General features: G+C 63.1%; 20 protein-coding genes. 10 read left to right on the top strand and 10 right to left on the bottom strand.

The window, feature by feature from the left end; all coding sequences use genetic code 11:
- The first annotated feature begins 307 nt into the window (after positions 1–307).
- From FA94_RS10490 to FA94_RS10465, 6 genes are all read left to right on the top strand, one after another.
- The gene (locus FA94_RS10490; protein ID WP_035550506.1) at positions 308–1558 is read left to right on the top strand and encodes a pyridoxal phosphate-dependent aminotransferase; all 1251 of its coding nucleotides are present in this window, start codon (positions 308–310) and stop codon (positions 1556–1558) included.
- Between the two features lie 92 nt (positions 1559–1650).
- The gene (locus FA94_RS10485; RefSeq protein ID WP_035550505.1) at positions 1651–2982 is read left to right on the top strand and encodes a homoserine dehydrogenase; all 1332 of its coding nucleotides are present in this window, start codon (positions 1651–1653) and stop codon (positions 2980–2982) included.
- An 8-nt stretch (positions 2983–2990) separates the two neighbouring features.
- The gene (gene thrC / locus FA94_RS10480; protein ID WP_035550503.1) at positions 2991–4442 is read left to right on the top strand and encodes a threonine synthase; all 1452 of its coding nucleotides are present in this window, start codon (positions 2991–2993) and stop codon (positions 4440–4442) included.
- 243 nt (positions 4443–4685) lie between these two features.
- Complete coding sequence (locus tag FA94_RS10475; RefSeq protein WP_035550501.1) at positions 4686–5936, top strand: molybdopterin molybdotransferase MoeA; 1251 nt, start codon at positions 4686–4688, stop codon at positions 5934–5936.
- A gap of 26 nt (positions 5937–5962) precedes the next feature.
- Complete coding sequence (gene moaD / locus FA94_RS10470) at positions 5963–6220, top strand: molybdopterin converting factor subunit 1 (protein WP_035550499.1); 258 nt, start codon at positions 5963–5965, stop codon at positions 6218–6220.
- A 36-nt stretch (positions 6221–6256) separates the two neighbouring features.
- Entirely contained in the window at positions 6257–6733 is a 477-nt protein-coding gene (locus FA94_RS10465) for a molybdenum cofactor biosynthesis protein MoaE (RefSeq protein WP_035550496.1), read from the top strand.
- Between the two features lie 156 nt (positions 6734–6889).
- Here FA94_RS10465 and FA94_RS10460 read toward each other — a convergent pair whose 3' ends face one another.
- On the bottom strand, positions 6890–7432 hold the full coding sequence (locus tag FA94_RS10460; RefSeq protein WP_035550493.1) for a group III truncated hemoglobin: 543 nt from the start codon (positions 7430–7432) through the stop codon (positions 6890–6892).
- Between the two features lie 377 nt (positions 7433–7809).
- On the opposite strand from FA94_RS10460, the gene FA94_RS10455 reads away from it, so the two are divergent.
- Positions 7810–8319, top strand: a complete 510-nt coding sequence (locus FA94_RS10455) for an Rrf2 family transcriptional regulator (RefSeq protein WP_035550491.1) — start codon at positions 7810–7812, stop codon at positions 8317–8319.
- A gap of 119 nt (positions 8320–8438) precedes the next feature.
- Positions 8439–11036: an ATP-dependent chaperone ClpB gene (gene clpB, locus FA94_RS10450; RefSeq protein WP_035550489.1), complete on the top strand. Its 2598-nt coding sequence runs from the start codon at positions 8439–8441 to the stop codon at positions 11034–11036.
- Between the two features lie 136 nt (positions 11037–11172).
- Here the strand turns inward: clpB and FA94_RS10445 are convergent, their stop codons facing one another.
- Complete coding sequence (locus FA94_RS10445; protein WP_035550486.1) at positions 11173–11601, bottom strand: YidB family protein; 429 nt, start codon at positions 11599–11601, stop codon at positions 11173–11175.
- 201 nt (positions 11602–11802) lie between these two features.
- A complete protein-coding gene (locus tag FA94_RS10440; protein WP_035550483.1) occupies positions 11803–12354 on the bottom strand; it encodes a ComEA family DNA-binding protein in 552 nt (183 codons plus the stop codon).
- 361 nt (positions 12355–12715) lie between these two features.
- On the opposite strand from FA94_RS10440, the gene FA94_RS10435 reads away from it, so the two are divergent.
- Together FA94_RS10435 and FA94_RS10430 are read left to right on the top strand one after the other, a co-directional pair.
- Entirely contained in the window at positions 12716–13165 is a 450-nt protein-coding gene (locus tag FA94_RS10435) for a MerR family transcriptional regulator (protein WP_051980520.1), read from the top strand.
- The gene (locus FA94_RS10430) at positions 13162–13599 is read left to right on the top strand and encodes a carboxymuconolactone decarboxylase family protein (RefSeq protein WP_035550478.1); all 438 of its coding nucleotides are present in this window, start codon (positions 13162–13164) and stop codon (positions 13597–13599) included. Before FA94_RS10435 ends, FA94_RS10430 begins: the two co-directional genes overlap by 4 nt.
- Before the next feature lie 176 nt (positions 13600–13775).
- On the opposite strand, the gene FA94_RS10425 is transcribed toward FA94_RS10430, so the two are convergent.
- From FA94_RS10425 to rho, 7 genes are all read right to left on the bottom strand, one after another.
- On the bottom strand, positions 13776–15155 hold the full coding sequence (locus FA94_RS10425; RefSeq protein WP_035550476.1) for an MATE family efflux transporter: 1380 nt from the start codon (positions 15153–15155) through the stop codon (positions 13776–13778).
- A gap of 2 nt (positions 15156–15157) precedes the next feature.
- A complete protein-coding gene (locus FA94_RS10420) occupies positions 15158–16915 on the bottom strand; it encodes an ArnT family glycosyltransferase (RefSeq protein ID WP_035550474.1) in 1758 nt (585 codons plus the stop codon).
- Positions 16916–17398: 483 nt separating this feature from the next.
- The gene (locus FA94_RS10415) at positions 17399–17665 is read right to left on the bottom strand and encodes a type B 50S ribosomal protein L31 (protein WP_035550471.1); all 267 of its coding nucleotides are present in this window, start codon (positions 17663–17665) and stop codon (positions 17399–17401) included.
- 289 nt (positions 17666–17954) lie between these two features.
- Positions 17955–18788, bottom strand: a complete 834-nt coding sequence (locus FA94_RS10410; RefSeq protein ID WP_035561822.1) for a M90 family metallopeptidase — start codon at positions 18786–18788, stop codon at positions 17955–17957.
- 15 nt (positions 18789–18803) lie between these two features.
- A complete protein-coding gene (locus tag FA94_RS10405) occupies positions 18804–20360 on the bottom strand; it encodes an MFS transporter (protein WP_035550468.1) in 1557 nt (518 codons plus the stop codon).
- Entirely contained in the window at positions 20357–20830 is a 474-nt protein-coding gene (locus FA94_RS10400; protein ID WP_035550465.1) for a MerR family transcriptional regulator, read from the bottom strand. Before FA94_RS10400 ends, FA94_RS10405 begins: the two co-directional genes overlap by 4 nt.
- 227 nt (positions 20831–21057) lie before the next feature.
- Positions 21058–22326, bottom strand: coding sequence for a transcription termination factor Rho (rho, locus tag FA94_RS10395; RefSeq protein WP_006048863.1), 1269 nt, complete (start codon positions 22324–22326; stop codon positions 21058–21060).
- Between the last annotated feature and the right edge of the window lie 105 nt (positions 22327–22431).

Here is a 22431-nt window from a genome sequence, read left to right as displayed (position 1 = left end):
CTAAATTATAACTTTTTAGCCGCCTTGCGGCGCCCCTCGCCGAACCGCCGCCACAAGCCGCGTTGACGATACGGGGCGCGACCCACCGGCTACCTGCCCCGGTTTTGCCGCTTTCGCGCGCCTTTCGGCTGTGTTTCGACCCACAGCCGGTCAAGGCGGTGAAACCCGCGTCTGGCGGCCGTCGCCGGCCGAATCGCGGCCACCTCGCGACCGGACTGCGACCGAATCGCGACCGAATTCCCCGTATCGGCGAACCGCCCGGCGTTGCGCGCCCGCGCCGGTTCGCCCAAGTCATCAACCAGGATCCGTGCCCGCCGTGAAACCGATACTCAAGTCCAACAAGTTGTTGAATGTCTGCTACGACATTCGCGGGCCCGTCCTCGAACATGCGAAACGGCTCGAAGAAGAAGGTCACCGCATCATCAAGCTGAACATCGGCAATCTCGCGCCGTTCGGCTTCGACGCGCCGGACGAGATCATTCAGGACATGATCCTGAACCTGCCGGGATCGTCGGGCTACTCCGATTCGAAGGGCGTGTTCGCCGCGCGCAAGGCGATCATGCATTACACGCAGCAAAAGGGCGTGCACGGCGTCGAGCTGGACGACATCTACATCGGCAACGGCGCCTCCGAGCTGATCGTGATGGCGCTCCAAGGGCTGCTCAACGACGGCGACGAAGTCCTGCTGCCGGCACCCGACTACCCGCTGTGGACCGCCGGCGTCAGCCTGTCGGGCGGCACGCCGGTGCATTACGTCTGCGACGAGTCGAACCGCTGGATGCCCGACCTCGACGACATCCGCGCGAAAATCACGCCGAACACGCGCGCGCTCGTCGTGATCAACCCGAACAACCCGACCGGCGCGCTGTATTCGGACGAACTGCTGCTCGGCCTGATCGAGATCGCGCGCCAGCACGGCCTCGTGATTTTCGCCGACGAGGTCTACGACAAGATCGTCTACGACGGCAAGCAGCACACGGCGCTCGCATCGCTGTCCGAAGACGTGCTCACCGTCACGTTCAACAGCCTGTCGAAGAGCTACCGCGCCTGCGGCTACCGCGCCGGCTGGATGTTCATCTCGGGCCTCACCGCCGGCGAGAACCGCCGTCACGCGAAAGACTATTTCGAAGGGCTCGGCATTCTGGCCTCCATGCGTCTGTGCCCGAACGTGCCCGGCCAGTACGCGATCCAGACCGCGCTGGGCGGCTATCAGAGCATCAACGACCTGATCCTGCCGGGCGGCCGCCTGTACAAACAGCGCGAACTCGCGTATGACATGCTGACGGCGATCCCCGGCGTGAGCTGCGTGAAGCCCGAAGCGGCGCTGTACATGTTCCCGCGCCTCGACCCGAAGATTTACCCGATCCAGGACGACCAGCAGTTCATCCTCGATCTGCTGCTGGAAGAGCGCGTGCTGCTCGTGCAGGGCACCGGTTTCAACTGGAAGACGCCGGATCACTTCCGCGTCGTGTTCCTGCCGAACCTGGACGACCTCGCGGATTCGATCAACCGGATCGCGCGCTTCCTCGACGGTTACCGCAAACGTCACACCGCCTAGCGCAGAATATGGAGCAGGGCGCGGCCCACCCGCGCCGTGCCACGCGCCTCCCCGATTTCCCTTTTAAACCTCTAATCGAAAACACACGCTGCATGGAACCGATCAAAGTTGGACTGCTGGGCTTCGGCACGGTAGGCAGCGGCACCTTCACGGTACTGCGCCGCAATCAGGAAGAAATCAAACGCCGCGCGGGCCGCGGCATCGAGATCGCGCGCATTGCCGTGCGCAATCCCGCGAAAGCGACAGCGGCGCTCGGCACAGAAGCCGGCACGGTGGCGCTGACCGATGACTTCAACGCGGTGGTCGACGATCCGTCGATCGATATCGTGGCCGAAATGATCGGCGGCACGGGCGTGGCGCGCGATCTGGTGCTGCGCGCGATCAAGAACCGCAAGCACGTGGTCACCGCCAACAAGGCGCTGCTCGCGGTGCACGGCACGGAGATCTTCGAGGCGGCGCGCGCCAACGGCGTGATGGTGTCGTTCGAAGCGGCGGTGGCGGGCGGCATTCCGATCATCAAGGCACTGCGCGAAGGGCTCACGGCCAATCGCATCCAGTACATCGCGGGCATCATCAACGGCACCACGAACTACATTCTTTCGGAAATGCGCGACCGCGGGCTCGACTTCGCGACCGCGCTGAAGGCCGCCCAGGAGCTGGGTTATGCCGAAGCCGATCCGACCTTCGACATCGAAGGCGTGGACGCCGCGCACAAGGCGACGATCATGAGCGCGATCGCGTTCGGCGTGCCGGTGCAGTTCGACCGCGCTTACGTGGAAGGCATCAGCAAGCTCGCGGCGATCGACATCAAATACGCCGAGGAACTCGGCTATCGGATCAAGCTGCTCGGTATCGCGCGCCGTACGGACAAGGGTATCGAATTGCGCGTGCATCCCACGCTGATTCCGGAAAAGCGCCTGCTGGCGAACGTGGAAGGCGCGATGAACGCGGTCGTCGTGCATGGCGACGCGGTGGGCACCACGCTGTACTACGGCAAGGGCGCGGGCGCGGAGCCGACGGCGTCGGCAGTCGTCGCCGATCTGGTCGACGTGACGCGTCTGCATACCGCCGACCCGGAGCATCGCGTGCCGCATCTGGCGTTCCAGCCGGACAGCCTGTCGAGCACCCCGATCCTGCCGATCGAAGAAGTGACGAGCGGCTACTATCTGCGTCTGCGGGTGGCGGACGTAACCGGCGTGCTGGCCGATATCACGCGCATTCTGGCGGATACGGGTATCTCGATCGACGCGTTGCTGCAGAAGGAATCGGAGCAGGTCGACGCGAACGGCAAGGGCGAAACCGACATCATCCTGATCACGCACGAAACGGTCGAAAAGCACGTCAACGCCGCGATCAAAACGATCGAGGCATTGAGCACCGTTGTCTCGCAAGTCACGAAGCTGCGCATGGAAGCGCTGAACTAGGCCGAACTATGAACTATCTTTCCACGCGCGGCGCCGGAGCCGGCGAGCGCCACACCTTCTCCCAGATTCTGCTGGGCGGTCTCGCGAAAGACGGCGGCCTGTATCTGCCGGCCGAATACCCGCGTGTCATCGCCGACGAATTGACGCGCTGGCGCACGCTGCCGTACGCGGACCTCGCGTTCGAGATCCTGTCGAAATTCAGCGACGACATTCCCGCCGAAGACCTGCGCGCGCTGACCCGCAAGACCTACACGGCCGCGACCTACTGCAACGTGCGCGACGACGAAAGCGCAGCGCAGATCACGCCGCTGAAGACGCTCGGCGTCGAGAATGGCGCGCCGCTCGCGTTGCTGGAGCTGTCGAACGGGCCGACGCTCGCGTTCAAGGACATGGCGATGCAGTTGATCGGCAACCTGTTCGAGTACGCGCTGGCCAAACACGGTCAGACGCTGAACATTCTCGGCGCGACCTCGGGCGACACCGGCAGCGCCGCCGAATACGCGATGCGCGGCAAGCACGGCATCAGCGTGTTCATGCTGTCGCCGCACAAGAAGATGAGCGCGTTCCAGACCGCGCAGATGTACAGCCTGCAAGATCCGAACATTTTCAACATCGCGGTGGAAGGCGTGTTCGACGACGCGCAGGACATCGTCAAGGCGGTCTCGAACGATCACGCGTTCAAGGCGAAGCACAAGATCGGCACGGTCAATTCGATCAACTGGGCGCGGGTTGTCGCGCAGGTCGTGTACTACTTCAAGGGCTATTTCGCCGCGACGAAGTCGAACGACGAGCGTGTGTCGTTCACGGTGCCGTCGGGCAATTTCGGCAATGTGTGCGCGGGTCACATCGCGCGCATGATGGGTCTGCCGATCGAGAAGCTGGTGGTCGCCACGAACGAAAACGACGTGCTCGACGAGTTCTTCCGCACCGGCATCTATCGTGTGCGCAAGGCCGCCGAGACGTATCACACGAGCAGCCCGAGCATGGATATTTCGAAGGCCTCGAACTTCGAACGCTTCGTGTTCGATCTGCTGGGCCGCGATCCGGCGCGCGTGCTGCAACTGTTCCGCGACGTCGAAGAGAAGGGCGGCTTCGACCTCGCCGCGAGCGGCGATTTCGCGCGCGTGCAGGAGTTCGGTTTCGTGTCGGGCCGCAGCAGTCACGAGACGCGCCTGGAAACGATCCGCGACGTGTTCGAGCGTTACGACACGATGATCGACACGCATACGGCCGACGGCCTGAAGGTGGCGCGCGAGCATCTGCAGCCGGGTATTCCGATGATCGTGCTGGAGACGGCGCAGCCGATCAAGTTCGGCGAAACGATCCGTGAAGCGCTGCTGCGCGAACCGGAGCGGCCGGCCGCGTTCGAGGGGCTGGAGTCGCTGCCGCAGCGATTCGAAGTGTTGCCGGCCGATGTACAGCGCGTGAAGGAATTTATCGTCGCGAATACGGGCGGTTGAGTTTTTTCGTGGGTGCGTGAGTCAAGTGGCTCACGCACGTTGGCTGGCTGAATAGCTGGCTGGGCGCGCAGGCATGACAACCCGCCAGGAATCATTGCCGCCACCCTCCGCGGCAAGTGCCCCAAACACCATAAATCCCTCCATAACGCGCCGTGGCACATGCCGCAGGCGTCGGCCGCTACAATATTCCTTTAACCCGCGGCTTCGAAACCAGAGATGTCCACACCCACGCCCCGCGCTCCGATGCTCGCTACCGCTGAAGCGTTGGCGACCCTGCTCAGCGCTGCTAGCCCGATCGACGGCGTCGAATCGATTCCGACGCTGGAAGCACTGAATCGGGTTCTGTCAGCCGACGTCACGTCGCCGCTCGACGTCCCGCCGATGCACACCAGTTCCATGGACGGCTACGCGATTCGTGTGGCGGACCTCACGGACCCCGCGGCCGCTGGCAACAAGCGTTTGCCGGTCTCGCAACGCATTCCGGCCGGCCACGCGCCTCAACCATTAAAGCCCGGCACCGCAGCGCGAATCTTCACGGGCGCAACGGTGCCGCCCGGCGCGGACGCCATCGTGATGCAGGAGCAAACCGAAGTCACCGGCGACGAAGTCACGATCCTGCACAGCCCGCAACCGGGCGAGTGGATCACGGCGCAAGGCGCGGACATTCGCAGCGGCTCGGTGATCCTGCCGGCCGGTACGCGATTGACGCCGCAAGCGTTGGGACTGGCCGCCTCGGTCGGTTGCGCGACGCTGACGGTGCGGCGGCGCGTCAAGGTCGCGGTTTTCTTCACCGGCGACGAACTGACCATGCCGGGCGAGCCGCTCAAGCCCGGCGCGATCTACAACTCCAACCGCTTCACGCTGCACGGTCTGCTGGACAAGCTCGGCTGCGACGTGACCGACTACGGCATCGTCGCCGATAAGCTGGACGCGACCCGCGCCACGCTGCGCGAGGCCGCCGTGGCGCATGACCTGATCCTGACGTGCGGCGGGGTGTCGGTGGGCGAGGAGGATCACGTGAAGCCGGCGGTCGAGGCCGAAGGCCGCCTGTCGATGTGGCAGATCGCGATGAAACCCGGCAAGCCGCTGGCGTTTGGTGCGGTGCGGCGCGGTGCGGCGCTCGGTGCGGCGCTTGAAGGGGCATCCGCATCGGAAACGTTCTTCATCGGCCTGCCGGGCAACCCTGTTTCCAGCTTCGCCACGTTCCTGCTGTTCGTGCGCCCGTTCATCCTGAGCCTCGCCGGCGTTCAGACGGTTGCGCCGCGCACGCTGTCGTTGCGCGCGGACTTCACGCAGAGCAAAGCCGATCGCCGCAACGAATTCCTGCGCGCGCGCATCAACCCGGCCGGTGGCCTCGATCTGTTTCCGAATCAGAGTTCGGCGGTGCTGACATCGACGGTGTGGGGCGACGGGCTGATCGACAATCCGCCGAACCATGCGATCAGCGCCGGCGAGACCGTGCGCTTCATTCCCTTTTCCGAATTGCTGAACTGAGGCCGGCACGCGCCGGCGGCATCCCGATGAAGATTCAATTGCGATATTTTGCGAGCGTGCGTGAAGCGCTCGATCTGGCCGATGAAACGGTCGACCTGCCGGACGGCATCGCCACCGTCGGCGACGTGCGCGCGTGGCTGCGCGTGCGTGGCGGCGCCTGGGCCGACACGCTGGCCGAAGGCCGCGCGCTGCGCATGGCCTGCAATCACGTGATGACGGACGCCGGTACGCGCGTTACGGAAGGCTGCGAGGTCGCGTTCTTTCCACCGGTCACGGGCGGCTGATCGCTCGCCGCCTCACCCAACCATCAGGAGCCCCAGATGCCGGTTCGCGTCCAGACCGAAGACTTCGACCTCACCGCAGAGGTCGCCGCGTTGCGCGCGCGTAATCCGAAGATCGGCGCGGTGGCCTGTTTCGTCGGCACCGTGCGCGATCTGAACGAAGGCAGCGCGGTCGAGACGATGGAGCTCGAACACTATCCGGGCATGACGGAGAAATCGCTGGAAGCGATCGTCGTCAGCGCGCGTGAGCGGTGGCCGGGGATCGAGGTGCTGATCGTGCACCGGGTCGGCAAGCTTTATCCGCTCGATCAGATCGTGCTGGTGGCGACGACCGCGGCTCATCGCGGGGACGCTTTCGCGTCGTGTGAATTCGTGATGGATTATCTGAAGAGCGAGGCGCCGTTCTGGAAGAAGGAGAAGACGGAGGCCGGCGAGCGCTGGGTCGACGCCCGCGTCACCGACGACGCCGCGCTGGCGCGCTGGGGCATCGAGTCAGGGAACCGGGCGGAGAAGTAAATGTGCTGGTTCGGGGCCGCCTACGTCTCGGCGGATAGAGCCCGCTCAGGAGCGGCTTACCCTCGTGGGTCGGTCGCAGCGACGACTGCTTGCAGGAACCGGTTACGGCCGCTATCAAGCCTTTAAACGGCCTTTGGCCTGGCGAGCCGGAGAGAATCACTCATCCATTGCCCGGCCGATAATCCGCGTCGGAAAGGGTTCACCCGGCCGTCGCGCCGCCTCATGGGCATCCTCTTCATCCCGCGCACGCTTTGGCGCGACGCGCTTCAGCAGCGCCTGCTGTTCCGCTGGAATCCTGTAATCCCAGCCAAAGCGGCTCAACTGCAAACTCTGCGCGATGCGTAGCGCCGGCTCCATGAAACGGATCGCGGCGGCCGGCTCGTAGCGCGACTCCACCGTATCCAGAAACAGATACAGCCAGCGGCTGAAGTGCTGAGGCTCGACGCCTTCGAGCGGCTGATGCGCCTGTTGCACGTTGCCGCGATACTGTTTCGCGCCGAGCACGAGGCTGCCCCAGAACAGACACATCTTCGGCAGATGCTCGTCCCAGCGGCCCGCCAGGCTGGCATCGAAAACCGGACCGAGCAGCGCGTCCGCACGCACGCGGTCGTAAAAGGCATAGACGAGTTCGCGGACGTTCGCCTCGGTGGGTTCGGCGGCGCGCTCGACGGCCGGTGTGGCGGGGAAAGACGGGTTCATGCGGATTCCAGAAAATGCGGCTGGCTGAATTGGCCAATAATTGGCCACTGAATGTGGCAATGACCGTAGCCAATGAGTAGGCCCAATGACGGCAAACGACGACGTCCATCTCCACACCGCGCCACAGACCGTCAGGAATGGCCTCAAAGAGGGGCAAACTCAAAGAAGTAAGCCGCGAAACCCGTCCTTTTCGTATGAATGAACTACGCGGGAAACGTTACCATTACTGCCGAAAGATAAACTCCGTCTGTCAGCGCAAAACAATAAAACATGCGTTGCGTTCGCATCTTAGGGCGAACAGGCGGTCCCGGGCAACCCTTGCGTCGGCGCGGTTTTCCTCCGGATCGCGGCTTGCGCTCATCGTGATACCTGCACTTATGAGACTGACCGACTACACGGATTATTCGCTGCGCGTTCTGCTGTATCTCGCTGTCCGTGGCGAGGGATTATCGACGATTCAGGACATCTCGGATGCATACGGAATATCCAAGAACCATTTAATGAAAGTGGTTCAGCAACTCGGCGAACTCGGCTGGGTCGAGACCGTACGCGGGCGCAACGGCGGCCTGCGGCTGGCCGATAAAACCAACGCGTTGACCGTCGGCGAAATTGTGCGTGCCACGGAAAGTGACTTCGCGCTGGTCGGCTGTTTTCCCGACCAGCAGGGCGCGCGCCGCTCGTGCGTCATTACGCCGCAATGTCGTTTGCGTGGCGCGCTCGAAGCGGCGCGTAATGCTTTCCTTGCCGAGCTCGACCGGCATACCATCGGTGAGGTCGCGCAACCGCATGGGCCGCTGGCGGCGCTGCTCGGTTTGAGCAGCATCATCCCGATCATGCCGCTCGCGCCGGTTGGACCGGCCGGCAGCAACCCCGCGCCGGTGTCCTGAGGACGGCCAGGCAGTTCGTTCGCGTCAAATGTTAAATAGTTGCCGCGAAGGGCAAAAAAGCGCTTGAAACCTGGGAAAAACGCCTCATTTTGGTGGTAATCGAAATTGGAGGTCTCCTGATGAGAATCGACAAACTCACCACTAAATTCCAGGAAGCACTGTCAGACGCGCAGAGTCTCGCGGTCGGTCATGACAATCAATACATCGAACCGGTTCATGTCCTGTCGGCGCTCGTCGCGCAGCAGGATGGTTCGGCGCGCTCGCTGCTGTCGCGGGCCGGCGTGCATGTGCAGGCGTTGCAAACGGCGCTCAACGACGCGATGACACGCTTGCCGCAGGTGCAGGGCACCGACGGCAACGTGCAGATCGGCCGCGAGCTGACGGGTCTGCTGAATCAGGCGGACAAGGAAGCGCAGAAGCTCAACGACACCTTCATCGCGAGCGAGATGTTCCTGCTCGCGGTGGCGGACGACAAAGGCGAAGCCGGCCGTCTCGCGCGTCAGCACGGCCTGTCGCGCAAGTCGCTCGAAAGCGCGATCGCGGCGGTGCGCGGCGGCTCGCAGGTGCATAGCCAGGACGCCGAAAGCCAGCGCGAAGCGCTGAAGAAATACACCGTCGACCTGACCGAGCGCGCGCGCGCCGGCAAGCTCGATCCGGTGATTGGCCGCGACGACGAAATCCGCCGCTCGATCCAGATCCTGCAACGCCGCACCAAGAACAACCCGGTGCTGATCGGCGAGCCGGGCGTGGGTAAAACCGCGATCGTCGAAGGTCTCGCGCAGCGCATCGTCAACGGCGAAGTGCCGGAAACGCTCAAGGGCAAGCGCGTGCTGTCGCTCGATATGGCGGCGCTGCTGGCCGGCGCCAAGTATCGCGGCGAGTTCGAAGAGCGCCTGAAGGCCGTGCTGAGCGACATCGCGAAAGACGAAGGGCAGACCATCGTCTTTATCGACGAAATTCACACCATGGTCGGCGCGGGCAAGGCCGAAGGCGCAATGGACGCGGGCAACATGCTCAAGCCGGCGCTCTCGCGCGGCGAGCTGCATTGCGTCGGCGCCACCACGCTCGACGAATACCGCAAGTACATCGAAAAGGACGCCGCGCTCGAACGCCGCTTCCAGAAGGTGCTGGTCGACGAGCCGTCGGTGGAAGCCACCATCGCGATTCTGCGCGGCTTGCAGGAAAAGTATGAGCTGCATCATGGCGTCGATATCACCGACCCGGCTATCGTCGCGGCGGCAGAGCTGTCGCATCGCTACATCACGGATCGTTTCCTGCCGGACAAGGCCATCGACCTGATCGACGAAGCCGCGTCGAAGATCAAGATGGAAATCGATTCGAAGCCGGAAGAAATGGACCGGCTCGACCGTCGCCTGATCCAGTTGAAGATCGAACGCGAAGCCGTCAAGAAGGAAAAGGACGAAGCATCGCAAAAGCGTCTGCAGTTGATCGAAGAAGAAATCGAAAAGCTGAACCGCGACTATTCCGACCTCGACGAAATCTGGACGGCGGAAAAAGCCGCGGTGCAGGGCAGCGCGCAGTTGAAGGAAGAAATCGAGAAAACCCGCGCGGAAATCGTCCGCCTGCAGCGTGAAGGCAAGCTGGAGAAGGTCGCCGAGTTGCAGTACGGCAAGCTGCCGGGGCTCGAGGCGCAACTGAAGGAAGTGACCCAGGCCGAAGCGAACGAGCAGAGCAATCCGACGCGTCGGCGGTTGTTGCGCACGCAGGTCGGCGCGGAAGAAATCGCGGATGTCGTGTCGCGTTCCACCGGCATTCCGGTGTCGCGCATGATGCAGGGCGAGCGCGAAAAGTTGTTGCAGATCGAAGAAAAACTGCACGACCGCGTGATCGGTCAGGACGAGGCGATCACGGCGGTGGCCGATGCGATCCGCCGTTCGCGCGCCGGTCTGTCGGATCCGAACCGGCCGTATGGTTCGTTCCTGTTCCTCGGCCCGACCGGGGTGGGTAAGACCGAGTTGTGCAAGGCGTTGGCGTCGTTCCTGTTCGATTCGGAAGATCACCTGATCCGGATCGACATGAGCGAATTCATGGAGAAGCATAGCGTCGCGCGTTTGATCGGCGCGCCGCCGGGCTACGTCGGTTACGAAGAAGGCGGTTATCTGACCGAAGCCGTGCGTCGCAAGCCGTACAGCGTGATCCTGCTCGACGAAGTCGAGAAGGCGCATCCGGACGTGTTCAACGTGCTGCTGCAAGTGCTCGACGACGGCCGCATGACCGACGGCCAGGGCCGCACCGTCGACTTCAAGAACACGGTGATCGTGATGACCTCGAATCTCGGTTCGCAGGTGATTCAGGCAATGGTCGGCGAGCCGCAGGAAGCGGTGAAGGACGCGGTCTGGGAAGAGGTGAAGCTGCACTTCCGGCCCGAGTTCCTGAACCGGATCGACGACGTTGTGGTGTTCCATGCGCTCGACCGCTCGAATATCCAGTCGATCGCGCGGATCCAGTTGCAGCGTCTGCACGAGCGGCTGGCCAAGCTCGATATGCAACTGGTGGTGTCGGACGAAGCGCTCGAGCACGTCGGCAAGGTCGGCTACGATCCGCTGTTCGGTGCGCGGCCGTTGAAGCGCGCGATCCAGCAGGAGATTGAGAACCCGGTCGCCAAGCTGATTCTGGCCGGCAAGTTCGGTCCGAAAGACGTGATTCCGGTCGAGGTGGATGACGGCAAGCTGGTGTTCGAACGCGTCGTGCATTGAGCGCAATGCGCTCGCGTCGGGCGCGGCTCGATGAATAGAAAAGCGGCAACGAAGTGATCTTCGTTGCCGCTTTTTTTTCGCCTGATTTCTTTACCCGATCAACGGGTAGCTGCAGCTACGCGCGAGCGTCGTGGCTTCAGGCGCTGCCCTTGTTGAACAACGCCGACAGGCCACCCAGCGCGCCGAGCACGGTCGTCGAATTGAGCTTGCCTTCGGCGGGCACTTCGCCTTCCGGCGTGGCGGCATTGACGACGTGCGGCAGAATCTGCGACAGCAGGCCCGTGACCTGGTCCGGCTGCACGCCGGCCTTGGCCGCGAGGTTCGTGACGGCGTCCGAACCGAGCACGCTGTGCAGCGCGTCGGCCGAGATCGGCTGGTTGTCGCCGTTGCTGACCCACGACGTCACGACGTCGCCGAGGCCCTTTTCCTTGAAACGGTCGATCAGGCCATTCAGCCCGCCGGGCTGGTTGTTGACGAATTCGAGGGCGGCTGAAACCAGGGCTTGCTGGCCGCCGCCTTCAGGCGATTTGCCAATCAGGGAACCGATAGTGTCGAGTAGGCTCATGACGGTCTCTCTTGAATGCCGACGCGTGTCTGACGAGTCGGCGGGTGAAAACGCCGCGCGGTTGCGCGGCGCCGTGTGAAGCAGGCCTGGCGACGGTTAAACGATGCTGCCGGGTTTAGCGCGGCGCGGTGATGCTGGGATCACACACGTCTTGCTTCACCCATCGCACGGAACGCGCGCTGCCTGCGCTTGCCCCCCGGGTTATGCGCCGCCTGAACCTGCCGCGGCCGATGCTGCCTTGCTCTTCTTTGCCTTCTTTTTCGATGCCTTGGTGCTGGATGCGTCGGCCGGCGCGCTGGCTGTCGCGGAAGCCGCCGCCGCAGCGGAGGCCGCCGCCTTGCTCTTCTTCTTCGACGGCTTCGCGCTCGACGCATCCATCGGCGCAGTTGCCGTGGTCGCGGCGGTCGTAGTTGCTGCCGGCGTTGCTTTGCTGCTCGCGCTGCTGCCCGACTTCGTCGCGGCCTTGGCGCCGGTCGGCGGGGTGGCTGAACCGTTAATGGTCAGCCCGGCTGCTTCGAGGTTCGTGACCGACTTCGTGCCGATGCCTTTGACGCGTGCGGCGAGATCATCGGCATTCTTGAACGGGCCATTTTTGGTGCGTTCGTCGATGATCGCTTTGGCATGCACCGGGCCGATACCCTTGACCGATTCGAGCGCCGCCTGATCGGCGGAATTCACTTCCACGGCAGCGGCAAATCCGGCCGACAGCGATAAAGCCAATGCAACGCAAAGCATTAAAAGCTTCTTCAGCATGGCAAGCACTCCATTGAGGGCAAAAAAGTTAGCCGCGAAAGACAACTCAAGACAACTCAGAACGATTCAGGACGACTCGGAACAACCCGGAGCGGCTCGGGACGACACACCTGTCAACCGCGCGCTGCGCTTAAGCATAGAACAAATCGCGCGCCCGTATTTGCGAACGCGGACGATTTATACCGATCGATTTGTGACAAGTAAATCTGTGTGGACAAGATTTAAAGCTTTTGCCTGTTGAACAGGCATTGATGAGTTTATCGATCAATTGCCGCACGCCATAAAAGATAACAATACAGACAAATGACAGCATCGCGCGCTTGACTTAGAGTGCACTCGAAGTCCTAACCTGAGTTCCGTCATGTCGACTATCTCCAAAGCACTCACCATCGGGCAGGTCGCGCAAACGCTCGGCGTGTCCGCGCACACGCTGCGCTATTACGAACAGGCTGGCCTGATTCGGGCGGTCGGGCGGACGGAGGCGGGTCATCGCCTGTATTCGCCGGCCGATCTCGACTGGCTGCGCTTCGTGATGCGTCTGAAGGCGACCGGCATGCCGATCGCCGGGATGCAGGCGTTTGCGGCGCTACGCGCCGACGGTCAGCCGACCATGGGGGCGCGGCGCGATTTGCTGGTGGCGCATCGGGATGCGGTTTTGGCGCGGATCGCCGAGTTGCAGCTCAATCTCGGCGCGATCGTCGACAAGATCGCTTATTACGAAGCGGCCGCGCAAGCACCAATTGCGGATGGTTCGACACGACACACCGACGAACCCCAGGCGCTTTCACATTCGGAAAAGGACTCACCATGAACCACGCACACAACGATCGCTATACCCGAGGCTGGGACAAACTGAAGGAAATCGACGGCTCGGCCGGCGAACAGGTTATCGCCGCGCTCGCGCCGATTGCGCCGGATTTCGGCCGGCTGCTGATCGAGTTCGGTTTCGGCGATATTTATAGCCGGCCGCAGCTCGATCTGCGGGCGCGTGAGATCGCGACGATTGCGTCATTGGCGACGCTCGGTTGCGCGCAGCCGCAGTTGAAGGTGCATATCGAGGCGGCGTTGAACGTCGGCTGCACGCGCGAGGAGATCGTCGAGGTGTTTATGCAGATGGCGCTTTATGCGGGCTTTCCGGCCGCGCTGAATGCGTTGTTCGCAGCGCGTGAAATTTTCGAGCGGCATGATCGGGAGGCTGAGGCGGCGCAGGCAATGTTGACGCCTGAAGCGGCGCACGCCGGCTGACATTTTCCTGTGTCGGCGGGGTAGGGGATCACAAGCGGCTGCTTCGCGCGGCCGCTTTTTTATGGATGCGAACGCAACTAACTGTCGGGTAGAGCAGGCCACTTTGAGACATGGCGCGTCGGTGGATGAGTTCGAGTCGGTGGCGGGCTACCCAAGACCAGCTTCGACGCTTCCTATCAAACCGCCGAATCGACCGGCAGCCCCGCACCCTCGCGCAAATACCGCTTGCTTACCGTCCGCCAGTACATCAGCAAACCGATACCGGCGATCGCCAGGCTCAACGTATTCGCGACCCAGAAACCCCGTGCGCCGGTCAGCCACTCCGGCGTCACGCCGGTCACATTGAAGCCGAGCATGTAGCCGCCGCCCAGTCCCACGCCCCACAACGCAACCGCGTAGATCACGGTCGGCACGACCGCCACCTTATACGCGCGCAGCACGAAGGCGGTCGTGATCTGCAACGCGTCGAACAGGTGATAGCACACGACGATCAACACCAGCGGCAGCGCCGCCGCCGCGACCTGCGCATTGGTCGTATAGCCTTCGATCACATACGGCCGCAGCACCAGCATGATCGCGCCGTAGCAGCAGGCGATCGCCATCGCCATCACGATGCCGTGGCGCGACAGCGTACGCGCCGCTTCCGGGCGATGCGCGCCGAGCGCCTGCGCGACCAGCGTCGACGATGCAATGCCGATCGACAGCGGCGTCATATACAGCACCGCGCCGATGTTGCCGGCGATCTGATGGCCGGCGAGCGTCGTCGTGCCGAAGCGCGCGATGAACAGCGCCATGAACGTGTACGACGTGACTTCGATCAGGTACGACAGGCCCATCGGAATGCCCAGCCGCAACTGCGCCGCCTGACGACGCCAGACCGGCCAGCAGAAGTGCGCGAAGATCTCGAACGGCTTGAACAGATCGACGCGCGTCAGCAGCACCATGCCGAGCGTCGCGAGTCCCCAGTTGATGAGGGTGCTGGCGAGCGCGCAACCCGGCCCGCCGAGCGCCGGCAAACCGAACCCGCCGAAGATGAACCAGGTGTTGAGCGGAATCTTGAGCAGCAGCGCGCCGATCTGCAGGATCATCACCAGCCGCGGCTTGCCGACCGCATTGGTGATCGAGCTATAGACGCGAAACGTGAGGCCGGCCGGCAGGCCGAACGCCAGAATCCGCAGATACGCGACCGTGCGCTCGTGCAGCGCCTCGGGCACGCGCGCCACATGCAGCACGGGCCCCGGAAAATACAGGATCAGGAAGCCGATCACGGTGAGCGCCAGCGCGAGCCACAGCGCCTGACGGACTTCTTCGCCGATCTCGGCGTAGCGGCGCGCGCCGTAGAGTTGCGCGGTGATCGGCTGCAACGCGGTCAGAATGCCGGTCAGGCCGATGTAGACGGAAATATAGATCGACGAGCCGAGCCCCAGCGCGGCCAGATCGACGGCCGAATAGCGGCCGACCATCGCCGTATCGATCACGCCGAAAGCGATGATCGCCAGTTGGCCGATCAGCACGGGCCAGGCGAGCGCGGCGATTTTCCGTACGTCGGCGAGCATGGTCAGTCGGGCTTCTTGTGCCAGCTGCGGCGTTTGACGACCGGCGGCTTGGGCCGGTCGATCCGCACGTACAGGCGGAAACGTTCGTCGCGGTCGGCCACGCGGCGGCCTTCCCACACGAGCTTCCAGATGTAGTCGGGCATCGAGCTCGGGTCGCCGTATTCCTGAGTGTCCTGGCGCAGGATCACGTCGCAGTCCTGGTCGAACGCGAAGTGCATGTCGCCGAAATAGGCGAACGTCGCGATCTGCGCATTGCCCAGACGCACCGGCGAAATGCAGGTGTAGTCCTCCGGCAGATGGCTCGCGATCTGTTGGGCAACGTCTTTATAGGTCCGGCTGTAGTTGACGACCGGCAGCGCCAGCGTCATCAGCAGAACCCACATCAGCGTGGTGCCGGCGCTCGAGAGCACGACGCTGCGCCACAGCACCTTCGGATGACGCGCGAGGCGCCAGCGCACCAGCAGGAACCAGCAGACCGTCACCGCGACCGCACAGACGAACGACAGAATCTTGAACTGCGGCGCGAAGCCCGGCGCGAGACGCGCGAGGTTGCGCGCGAGCGGATGCGGGAAACCGGTCAGCCCGGCCACGTACACCAGCCAGACGAAACTGCCGAGTATCGTGAAGCTCAGGAGCGCGAACCAGTCGATCGCGTTGATCGCGCCGCGCTTGAGCGTGGGCAGCGCGAACGCGGCCAGCACCGCAAGTGGCGGCAACAGCAGCATGTAAAGCCGGTTCGACTGATGGCTTTGCAGGACCACCAGCACCAGCAGCGGTCCGATCACCGACAGCGGAATCGCCACGTGCGGCGCGCGCCGCAGCCCCGACCAGCTGAACCACGCCCACAAGGCGAGCGGCCAGGCGGGCCACGTGAAGAGCGGCAGGTTTTTCAGCGCGTATGCGGCGACCGAGCCGGGCGGGCCGGCGAACGAGCTCAAGCTGACGTGAACCCACTGATTCAGATACCAGACGGCGTCGTCGGGATAGGCGGTGAGCGCGGCGATCGGCCAGGCGAGCGCCAGCACGAGCGCGACCGGCAAGCCGGCCAGCGGCAGCCAGCGCGAACGCGCCTCGCGCACGATCAGCGGCATGGCCAGCGTGCCGAGCAGCAGCGCGCCGACCAGCACGGGGCTGCTCGCCAGCGTGACGAGGCCGAGCGCGACGCCCCACACCAGCGAGCCTTGAATGGGTTTGTCGATGGTGCGCACAAGTCCATACACCATCATCGCGATGCCGACGAACTGCGCCAGTTGCGGCGTGGTCTCGTGGCCGCGTTCGGCCAGTCCGAAGCAGGCGAGCAGGATCAGCAGCGCGCCGTCGGCGAGCGTGCGGCCGTAGTCGCGCGGTTCCGGCTCGCCGCCGAATGCGTATTTGAACGGTTGGACCTCGGCGCGCCGGCCGAGCAGGTAGGCGGCGTACCAGACGAACGCGCAGGCCGCGCAGAACAGCAGGCCCGTGAAAACGCGCGACGCGTTGCTCGCGTCGACCCACGGCGCAAGCGCGCGGATCGCGCTGGCGCCGAGCCAGTAGCCGAGCGGGCCGTCTTCGGTGATGTATTTGCCGACCAGGTTCGGCAGCAGCCAGTCGTGGGCGCCGCCGTTCGCCATGGTCCACATGACGCCGAAGCCTGCTGCGTCCTCGTTCTTCCACGGATCACGGCCGAATAGCCCGAACGACGCGTAGACGATACAGATAGTCAGCAGCAGCCAGCGCGGCAGGGCACTCGTCGCGGAGGCAGTGAGGCGAACGACAGGTCTCATGCGGTGTGTAGGTATTGGATGAGCTAACTTAAGCGGTGCAGCCTGGGACCGGACCGGTGGTCCGGCTGGAATGGCTAATCTGGAGCATCCGGCATTGTAGTCGTGCCGTGGGATGCGCGTCACGGCCGGTAACGGCGCGCAACGTGGTTGGGGGAGGCTGTAACACAGGGCGTGGCGTGCTGCGTCGGAGCGTGGTTTTGCGTCAGGGTCTTGCCGGCCTCTGAGGGGCGGGCGGTCTGACGCGGCCGGCTGGAAAGACGTACGAGGGCAGCGGGCAACGCGGCGGGTAGGGCGCGCGTGGCGTCGCAGTCCGTATGGAACCGGTCTCGCGACATGCAATCAGTTCGCCGTCGAAGCGCGCTCCAGCCAACGTCAGCGCACCCGAAGCGCACCCCGAGCGCCAGCTTCAGCGACAAAAAAGGGCAGCTCGCGCTGCCCTCTTTTCTGCTTCGCTGCCGGCCGAAACCGGCGACGAGGCGGGTATTACTTTGCTGCTGCCTTGCCGGTAGCGCGCGTGCCGAACTTCTTGTTGAACTTCTCGACGCGGCCTGCCGTGTCCATGATCTTTTGTTGACCGGTGTAGAACGGATGCGATTCCGACGACACTTCGATCTTGGCCAGCGGGTAGGTCTTGCCCTCGAATTCGCCGGTCTCACGCGTGATGATGGTGGAGCGCGTCACGAACTTGAAGTCGATCGACATGTCGATGAACAGAACTTCGCGGTAATTCGGGTGAATGCCTTCTTTCATGGTCTTTCCTTTAATCTGGCGGTAGCCAACCCGCGTGCGACCGCTGTTAAATGCGAACCGCATCTAGGCGCGAGCCACTTGCCTATGGTCGAAAAACGGCGATTATGCCAGAAAATCAGTCGCTTGACGACTTTTGTGCCAGCTTTTTGCGAGCACCTGGCGTGGTTCCGGCCGTTATCCGGGAGATCTGCGCGCTGAACACGCCTGAGCGGCTGAAACGCTTGCCTGGCGGGCGCTGCGGACTTGTTTTGAATTGCGCGCCGTGGACCGGATTGCAACGTTACGCCGGTCAATCCGCGGTAAACGTCAGTCCGACTCGCGCCGGATCCTGCCGGTAAAAGCGCGCCAGCAACCGGTACAACTCCGGGTAGGCCGCCTCGAACGCCTGCGGCTGCGCGAATAGCGCCTCGCTGCAAACGGCAAAAAATTCCGACGGATGGTCCGCCGCATAAGGATCGATCAGCGACTCGCGCTCGAAGCGCGCCCAGCGCCGCTCCGGCACAGCATCGACTTTCGCGCAGAACTGGTCGTACGCGTGATCGAACACGTCCGCCCACGCCTGCGCGTCGAGCGGCGCGTGCCAGCGGCGCATCAGCGGCGGATGGCCGTCCGCCTCGCCGTTCAGCATGTCGATCTTGTGGGCGAATTCGTGAATCACCACGTTGTAGGCGTCCGTGCCGTCCGTCATCTGCGCGTCTTCCCACGACAACACCACGGGGCCGCCTTCCCACGCCTCGCCGCTCGCGTCCTGCTCGACTTCGTGGACCACGCCGTCTTCGTCCTCGACCGTCTTGCGGATCACGAACTCGCCCGGATAGACGATCACGCCGACCCAGCCGCGATACAGGTCGAGGCTCAGATTCAGCACCGGCAGGCAAGCCTGGGCGGCAATCGCCACGGTCATCGAGTCAGTGAGTTCGAGCTCGTGCGCGGTCGAGAATTCCTTTTGCGCGATGAACAGGCTGGTCAGTTCGCGCAGCCGCGCCAGGTCCGGCGCTTCGAGATGCGCGAAGAACGGCAGGCCGTCGAGCGTGGCTTGCCACAACGCGTCGTCGATCGCGTAGTCGCGCAGCGCGCGGTCGCGGCGGCGCGTGCCCAGCCATTGGGTGAATTTCGTGAGCATGACCTGATGCAACCTTTAGTCGATCTGTTTTTGCCACGCGGCAAAGATGCCGCCGCATATCGCAATGCCGACGAGGAAGGTGAAGCCGTCCAGCGAGGCCAGAAAGCTGGCCTGGGTCGCGACTGTCCGGCTGATTTCCACGATTGCCAGCGAATGCGCCTCGGAAGGCGAGCGGCCGCCGGCGGTGAACCCTTGAGTCAAGGCGGCAAGCGAGTTCTGGAATAACGGATTGTACGGATTCACGAACTCCGCGAGGCGAGTTTGATGCAGCGCCTGGCGATGCTGTTCGACGATGATGACCGACGCCGTCGCGAACGAGATAGTCAGTTGCCGCACGATATTTTTCAACCGGTAGCCGTGCGTGAATTCTTCGATCGCGAAGATTCTGAAGGTCAGATTGGCGACCGGCAGCACGATGAACAGCAACAGCAGGCCGCGCAACAGCAATGGCACGATTAGCGCCGCCTCGCCGACGCCGGGCGACATACGGGTCATCCATGCCGCCGCGAATGCGGCCACCACGAAGCCCGGCACGATGACCCACTTCTTGCGCGGCAGCAGCTTTGCATAGCGCAGATAAACGAACAGCGCGCTGGCCGATATCAGCGATGTGACGCCAACCAGTCGTCCGGTGTTTTCGACGGGATAACCGAGGCCGCTCTCGAGAAAGCGCGAGATCAGATAGCTGAACACGGTCGAGATGTAGTAATAGAACATGTACAGCACGAGTCCGACCTGAAAGACCTTCTCGCGCAACGCATGCAGACGCATGAGCGGCGACGGATGATGCCATTGCTGATAGGCGAACCAGCCGAGCGCGGTAATGCCGGCGACCGTCAGCAGAATCAGGCCGGGCGACGCGCTGAACAACTGGAAGCGCACCTGCTGCATGACGATTTGCAGCGCGCCCTGGGCGAACGCGAAGATCAGGTATGGCCAGAAATGCGCCGAGCCGCGCTCTTCAGGCAGGCGGTTGCCGGCGTTGGGCAGCGCAAGCAACGCGAGTATGGCGAACAGAATGCCGACCGGCGCCGTACATAGAAAGAGCGCTCGCCAGTCGAAATGCGCAACCAGTTGACCGCCGATCAGCGGCGCGAGGGCGCTGCTCAACACGATCAGCACGAGAAACGCGCGGGTGGCGGCGGGCCGCTGCTGCGGCGTGAAGCTCATCTGGATCAGAATGCGGCAGGTGCCCATCATCGGGCCGATAAAGTAGCCTTGAACGCCGCGCGCGAACGCGAGTTCGATCGACGATTCGCACAGCGCCGCGGCCACCGCGCCGCCCGCATAGAGCAGCATGCAGCCGGCGACATAACGCCGGTAGCCGACGCGCTCGACCCACCATTGCTGCTGCAGGATGCCGAGCACGGCGGCGACCGCATAGGCGCTCGAGGCCCACACGAGTTCGTCGGGCGAGGCGTTGATGCCGCCGGCGATATAGCTCGTGAAAAACGAAAAGATCGAGTTGTCGAAGTAGTCGAGGCCGGTGACGACGGCCAGCACCCAGGGGAAAAAATCGCCGCGCAGTTTGTCGACGCTGAATAGCGGCGCGCGGGGGGAGGCCGCGGTCATTTCGATTTGGCGCGCGCGGTGCGCCGTTGCGCCAGCAACGCCTCCGCGTTTTCACCCGCGAGGCGCCGCTTCAGATAATCGACGTCGGGGCTCAGTTCGGCGCGCAGCTTTTGCGCTTCCTTGAGTTCCCGGCGCATCGATTCGATACGGGCGTCGAGCGCTTCGACCTGTTGCGCGATGGCGTCGTGAATCTGCTGCAGCGATTCGGTCGAATAGCGCAGGCCGCCGTCGACGGGTTCCAGCGGCCGCTTGAGCATTTCGGTCACGCTATGCAGCGAAAAACCCAGCGAGCGCAACCGCAGAATGCGCCCGAAACGTTTCAGATCTTCCTCGTCGTAAAGCCGGTAGCGACCCTCGCTGCGCGTGGGCGAAACGAGGCCGCGTTCCTCGTAGTACTTCAGGGTGCGCGGTGTGACGCCGAGCCGTTCGGCGGCGTCGCGCACCGTGAGAGTGGGGGAATCCGTTGGCATAAGTGGTGGTGCCGCTATCGCAGGAAACCATCGCATTGTACTTCAACGTGTACGTTCACGTACATGTTGGGTTGTCGACCCGCATTCGGCGAACAGAATCTCTGAGTCGAAAATCCCGCCATCCCGCCGCACGGACGAAAAAAAGCCGCTCGTTTGCGGCGAGCGGCTTTCTTTTACGTGTGACGGGCTTGCGAAGCCGGTGCAGTCAGGTCGGCGTGAAGCCTTACTTAGCTGCCGCCGCCGCGACGCATCATGTCGAAGAATTCGGAGTTGCTCTTCGTCTGGCGAATCTTGTCGAGCAGGAATTCCATCGACTCGACTTCGTCCATGTCGTGAATGAATTTGCGCAGCACCCAGATCTTTTGCAGCACTTCGGGCTTGATCAGCAGTTCTTCGCGGCGCGTGCCGGACTTGTTCAGGTTGATCGACGGGTAGACGCGCTTTTCAGCGAGACGGCGTTCCAGGTGCACTTCCATGTTGCCGGTGCCCTTGAACTCTTCGTAGATCACGTCGTCCATGCGGCTGCCGGTTTCGATCAGTGCCGTACCGATGATGGTCAGCGAACCGCCTTCCTCGATATTGCGCGCGGCGCCGAAGAAGCGCTTCGGACGTTGCAGCGCGTTGGCGTCGACACCACCGGTCAGCACCTTGCCGGAAGCCGGCACGACCGTGTTGTAGGCGCGCGCGAGACGTGTAATCGAGTCGAGCAGAATCACCACGTCGTTCTTCATTTCGACGAGGCGCTTGGCTTTTTCGATCACCATTTCGGCGACTTGCACGTGACGCGCGGCGGGTTCGTCGAACGTGGAGGCGATCACTTCGCCGGCCACCGAACGCTGCATTTCGGTCACTTCTTCAGGGCGTTCGTCGATCAGCAGCACGAACAGCACAACGTCGGGATGGTTCTGCTTGATCGCATGCGCGATGTGCTGAAGCATCACGGTCTTGCCGGACTTCGGCGAGGCCACCAGCAGGCCGCGCTGGCCCTTGCCGATCGGCGCGATCATGTCGATGATGCGGCCCGTGACGTTTTCTTCGCCACGCATTTCACGTTCGAGCAGCAGCACCTTGTTCGGGTGCAGCGGCGTCAGATTTTCGAACATGATCTTGTGCTTCGAGGCTTCCGGCGGCTGGCCGTTGACCTTGTCCACTTTCACCAGCGCGAAATAGCGTTCGCCGTCTTTCGGCGTGCGCACTTCACCTTCGATCGTGTCACCCGTATGCAGGTTGAAGCGGCGGATTTGCGACGGGCTGATGTAAATGTCGTCCGTGCTGGCGAGGTACGAGGTTTCCGGCGAACGCAGGAAGCCGAAGCCGTCCGGCAGCACTTCGAGCGTGCCGTCGCCGAAGATCGTGTCGCCTGTTTTGGCGCGTTTTTTTAGAATGGCAAACATCAGTTCCTGCTTGCGCAGGCGGTTTGCACTTTCGATCTCGAGGCCATTGGCCATCTCGATCAATTCGGACACGTGCAGAGTCTTAAGCTCGGATAAATGCATACGGAGAACCCGCAGGAGAAGGTGCGACGAAATGAAATCTGGGAGGAGAGTGAGCGGAACCGCTCAAGGACTTACACGTCTTTTCGACGTTTTGCGGATTCTAGC

Source organism: Burkholderia sp. 9120, assembly GCF_000745015.1.
In the GTDB taxonomy this organism is placed as follows: Bacteria; Pseudomonadota; Gammaproteobacteria; order Burkholderiales; family Burkholderiaceae; genus Paraburkholderia.
The sequence above is the reverse complement of the archived record's forward strand: the minus strand, read 5'-3'. Positions and strand labels throughout refer to the sequence as shown.

Coding starts and splice junctions, on each gene's coding strand:
- FA94_RS10415 (WP_035550471.1), bottom strand. CDS start 17,665: ATGAAAGAAGGCATTCACCCGAATTACCGCGAAGTTCTGTTCATCGAC.
- FA94_RS10420 (WP_035550474.1), bottom strand. CDS start 16,915: ATGAGACCTGTCGTTCGCCTCACTGCCTCCGCGACGAGTGCCCTGCCG.
- FA94_RS10405 (WP_035550468.1), bottom strand. CDS start 20,360: ATGACCGCGGCCTCCCCCCGCGCGCCGCTATTCAGCGTCGACAAACTG.
- rho (WP_006048863.1), bottom strand. CDS start 22,326: ATGCATTTATCCGAGCTTAAGACTCTGCACGTGTCCGAATTGATCGAG.
- FA94_RS10455 (WP_035550491.1), top strand. CDS start 7,810: ATGAGACTGACCGACTACACGGATTATTCGCTGCGCGTTCTGCTGTAT.
- FA94_RS10440 (WP_035550483.1), bottom strand. CDS start 12,354: ATGCTGAAGAAGCTTTTAATGCTTTGCGTTGCATTGGCTTTATCGCTG.
- FA94_RS10410 (WP_035561822.1), bottom strand. CDS start 18,788: ATGCTCACGAAATTCACCCAATGGCTGGGCACGCGCCGCCGCGACCGC.
- moaD (WP_035550499.1), top strand. CDS start 5,963: ATGAAGATTCAATTGCGATATTTTGCGAGCGTGCGTGAAGCGCTCGAT.
- FA94_RS10400 (WP_035550465.1), bottom strand. CDS start 20,830: ATGCCAACGGATTCCCCCACTCTCACGGTGCGCGACGCCGCCGAACGG.
- thrC (WP_035550503.1), top strand. CDS start 2,991: ATGAACTATCTTTCCACGCGCGGCGCCGGAGCCGGCGAGCGCCACACC.
- FA94_RS10425 (WP_035550476.1), bottom strand. CDS start 15,155: ATGCTCGCCGACGTACGGAAAATCGCCGCGCTCGCCTGGCCCGTGCTG.
- FA94_RS10430 (WP_035550478.1), top strand. CDS start 13,162: ATGAACCACGCACACAACGATCGCTATACCCGAGGCTGGGACAAACTG.
- FA94_RS10460 (WP_035550493.1), bottom strand. CDS start 7,432: ATGAACCCGTCTTTCCCCGCCACACCGGCCGTCGAGCGCGCCGCCGAA.
- clpB (WP_035550489.1), top strand. CDS start 8,439: ATGAGAATCGACAAACTCACCACTAAATTCCAGGAAGCACTGTCAGAC.
- FA94_RS10485 (WP_035550505.1), top strand. CDS start 1,651: ATGGAACCGATCAAAGTTGGACTGCTGGGCTTCGGCACGGTAGGCAGC.
- FA94_RS10475 (WP_035550501.1), top strand. CDS start 4,686: ATGCTCGCTACCGCTGAAGCGTTGGCGACCCTGCTCAGCGCTGCTAGC.
- FA94_RS10465 (WP_035550496.1), top strand. CDS start 6,257: ATGCCGGTTCGCGTCCAGACCGAAGACTTCGACCTCACCGCAGAGGTC.
- FA94_RS10435 (WP_051980520.1), top strand. CDS start 12,716: ATGTCGACTATCTCCAAAGCACTCACCATCGGGCAGGTCGCGCAAACG.
- FA94_RS10445 (WP_035550486.1), bottom strand. CDS start 11,601: ATGAGCCTACTCGACACTATCGGTTCCCTGATTGGCAAATCGCCTGAA.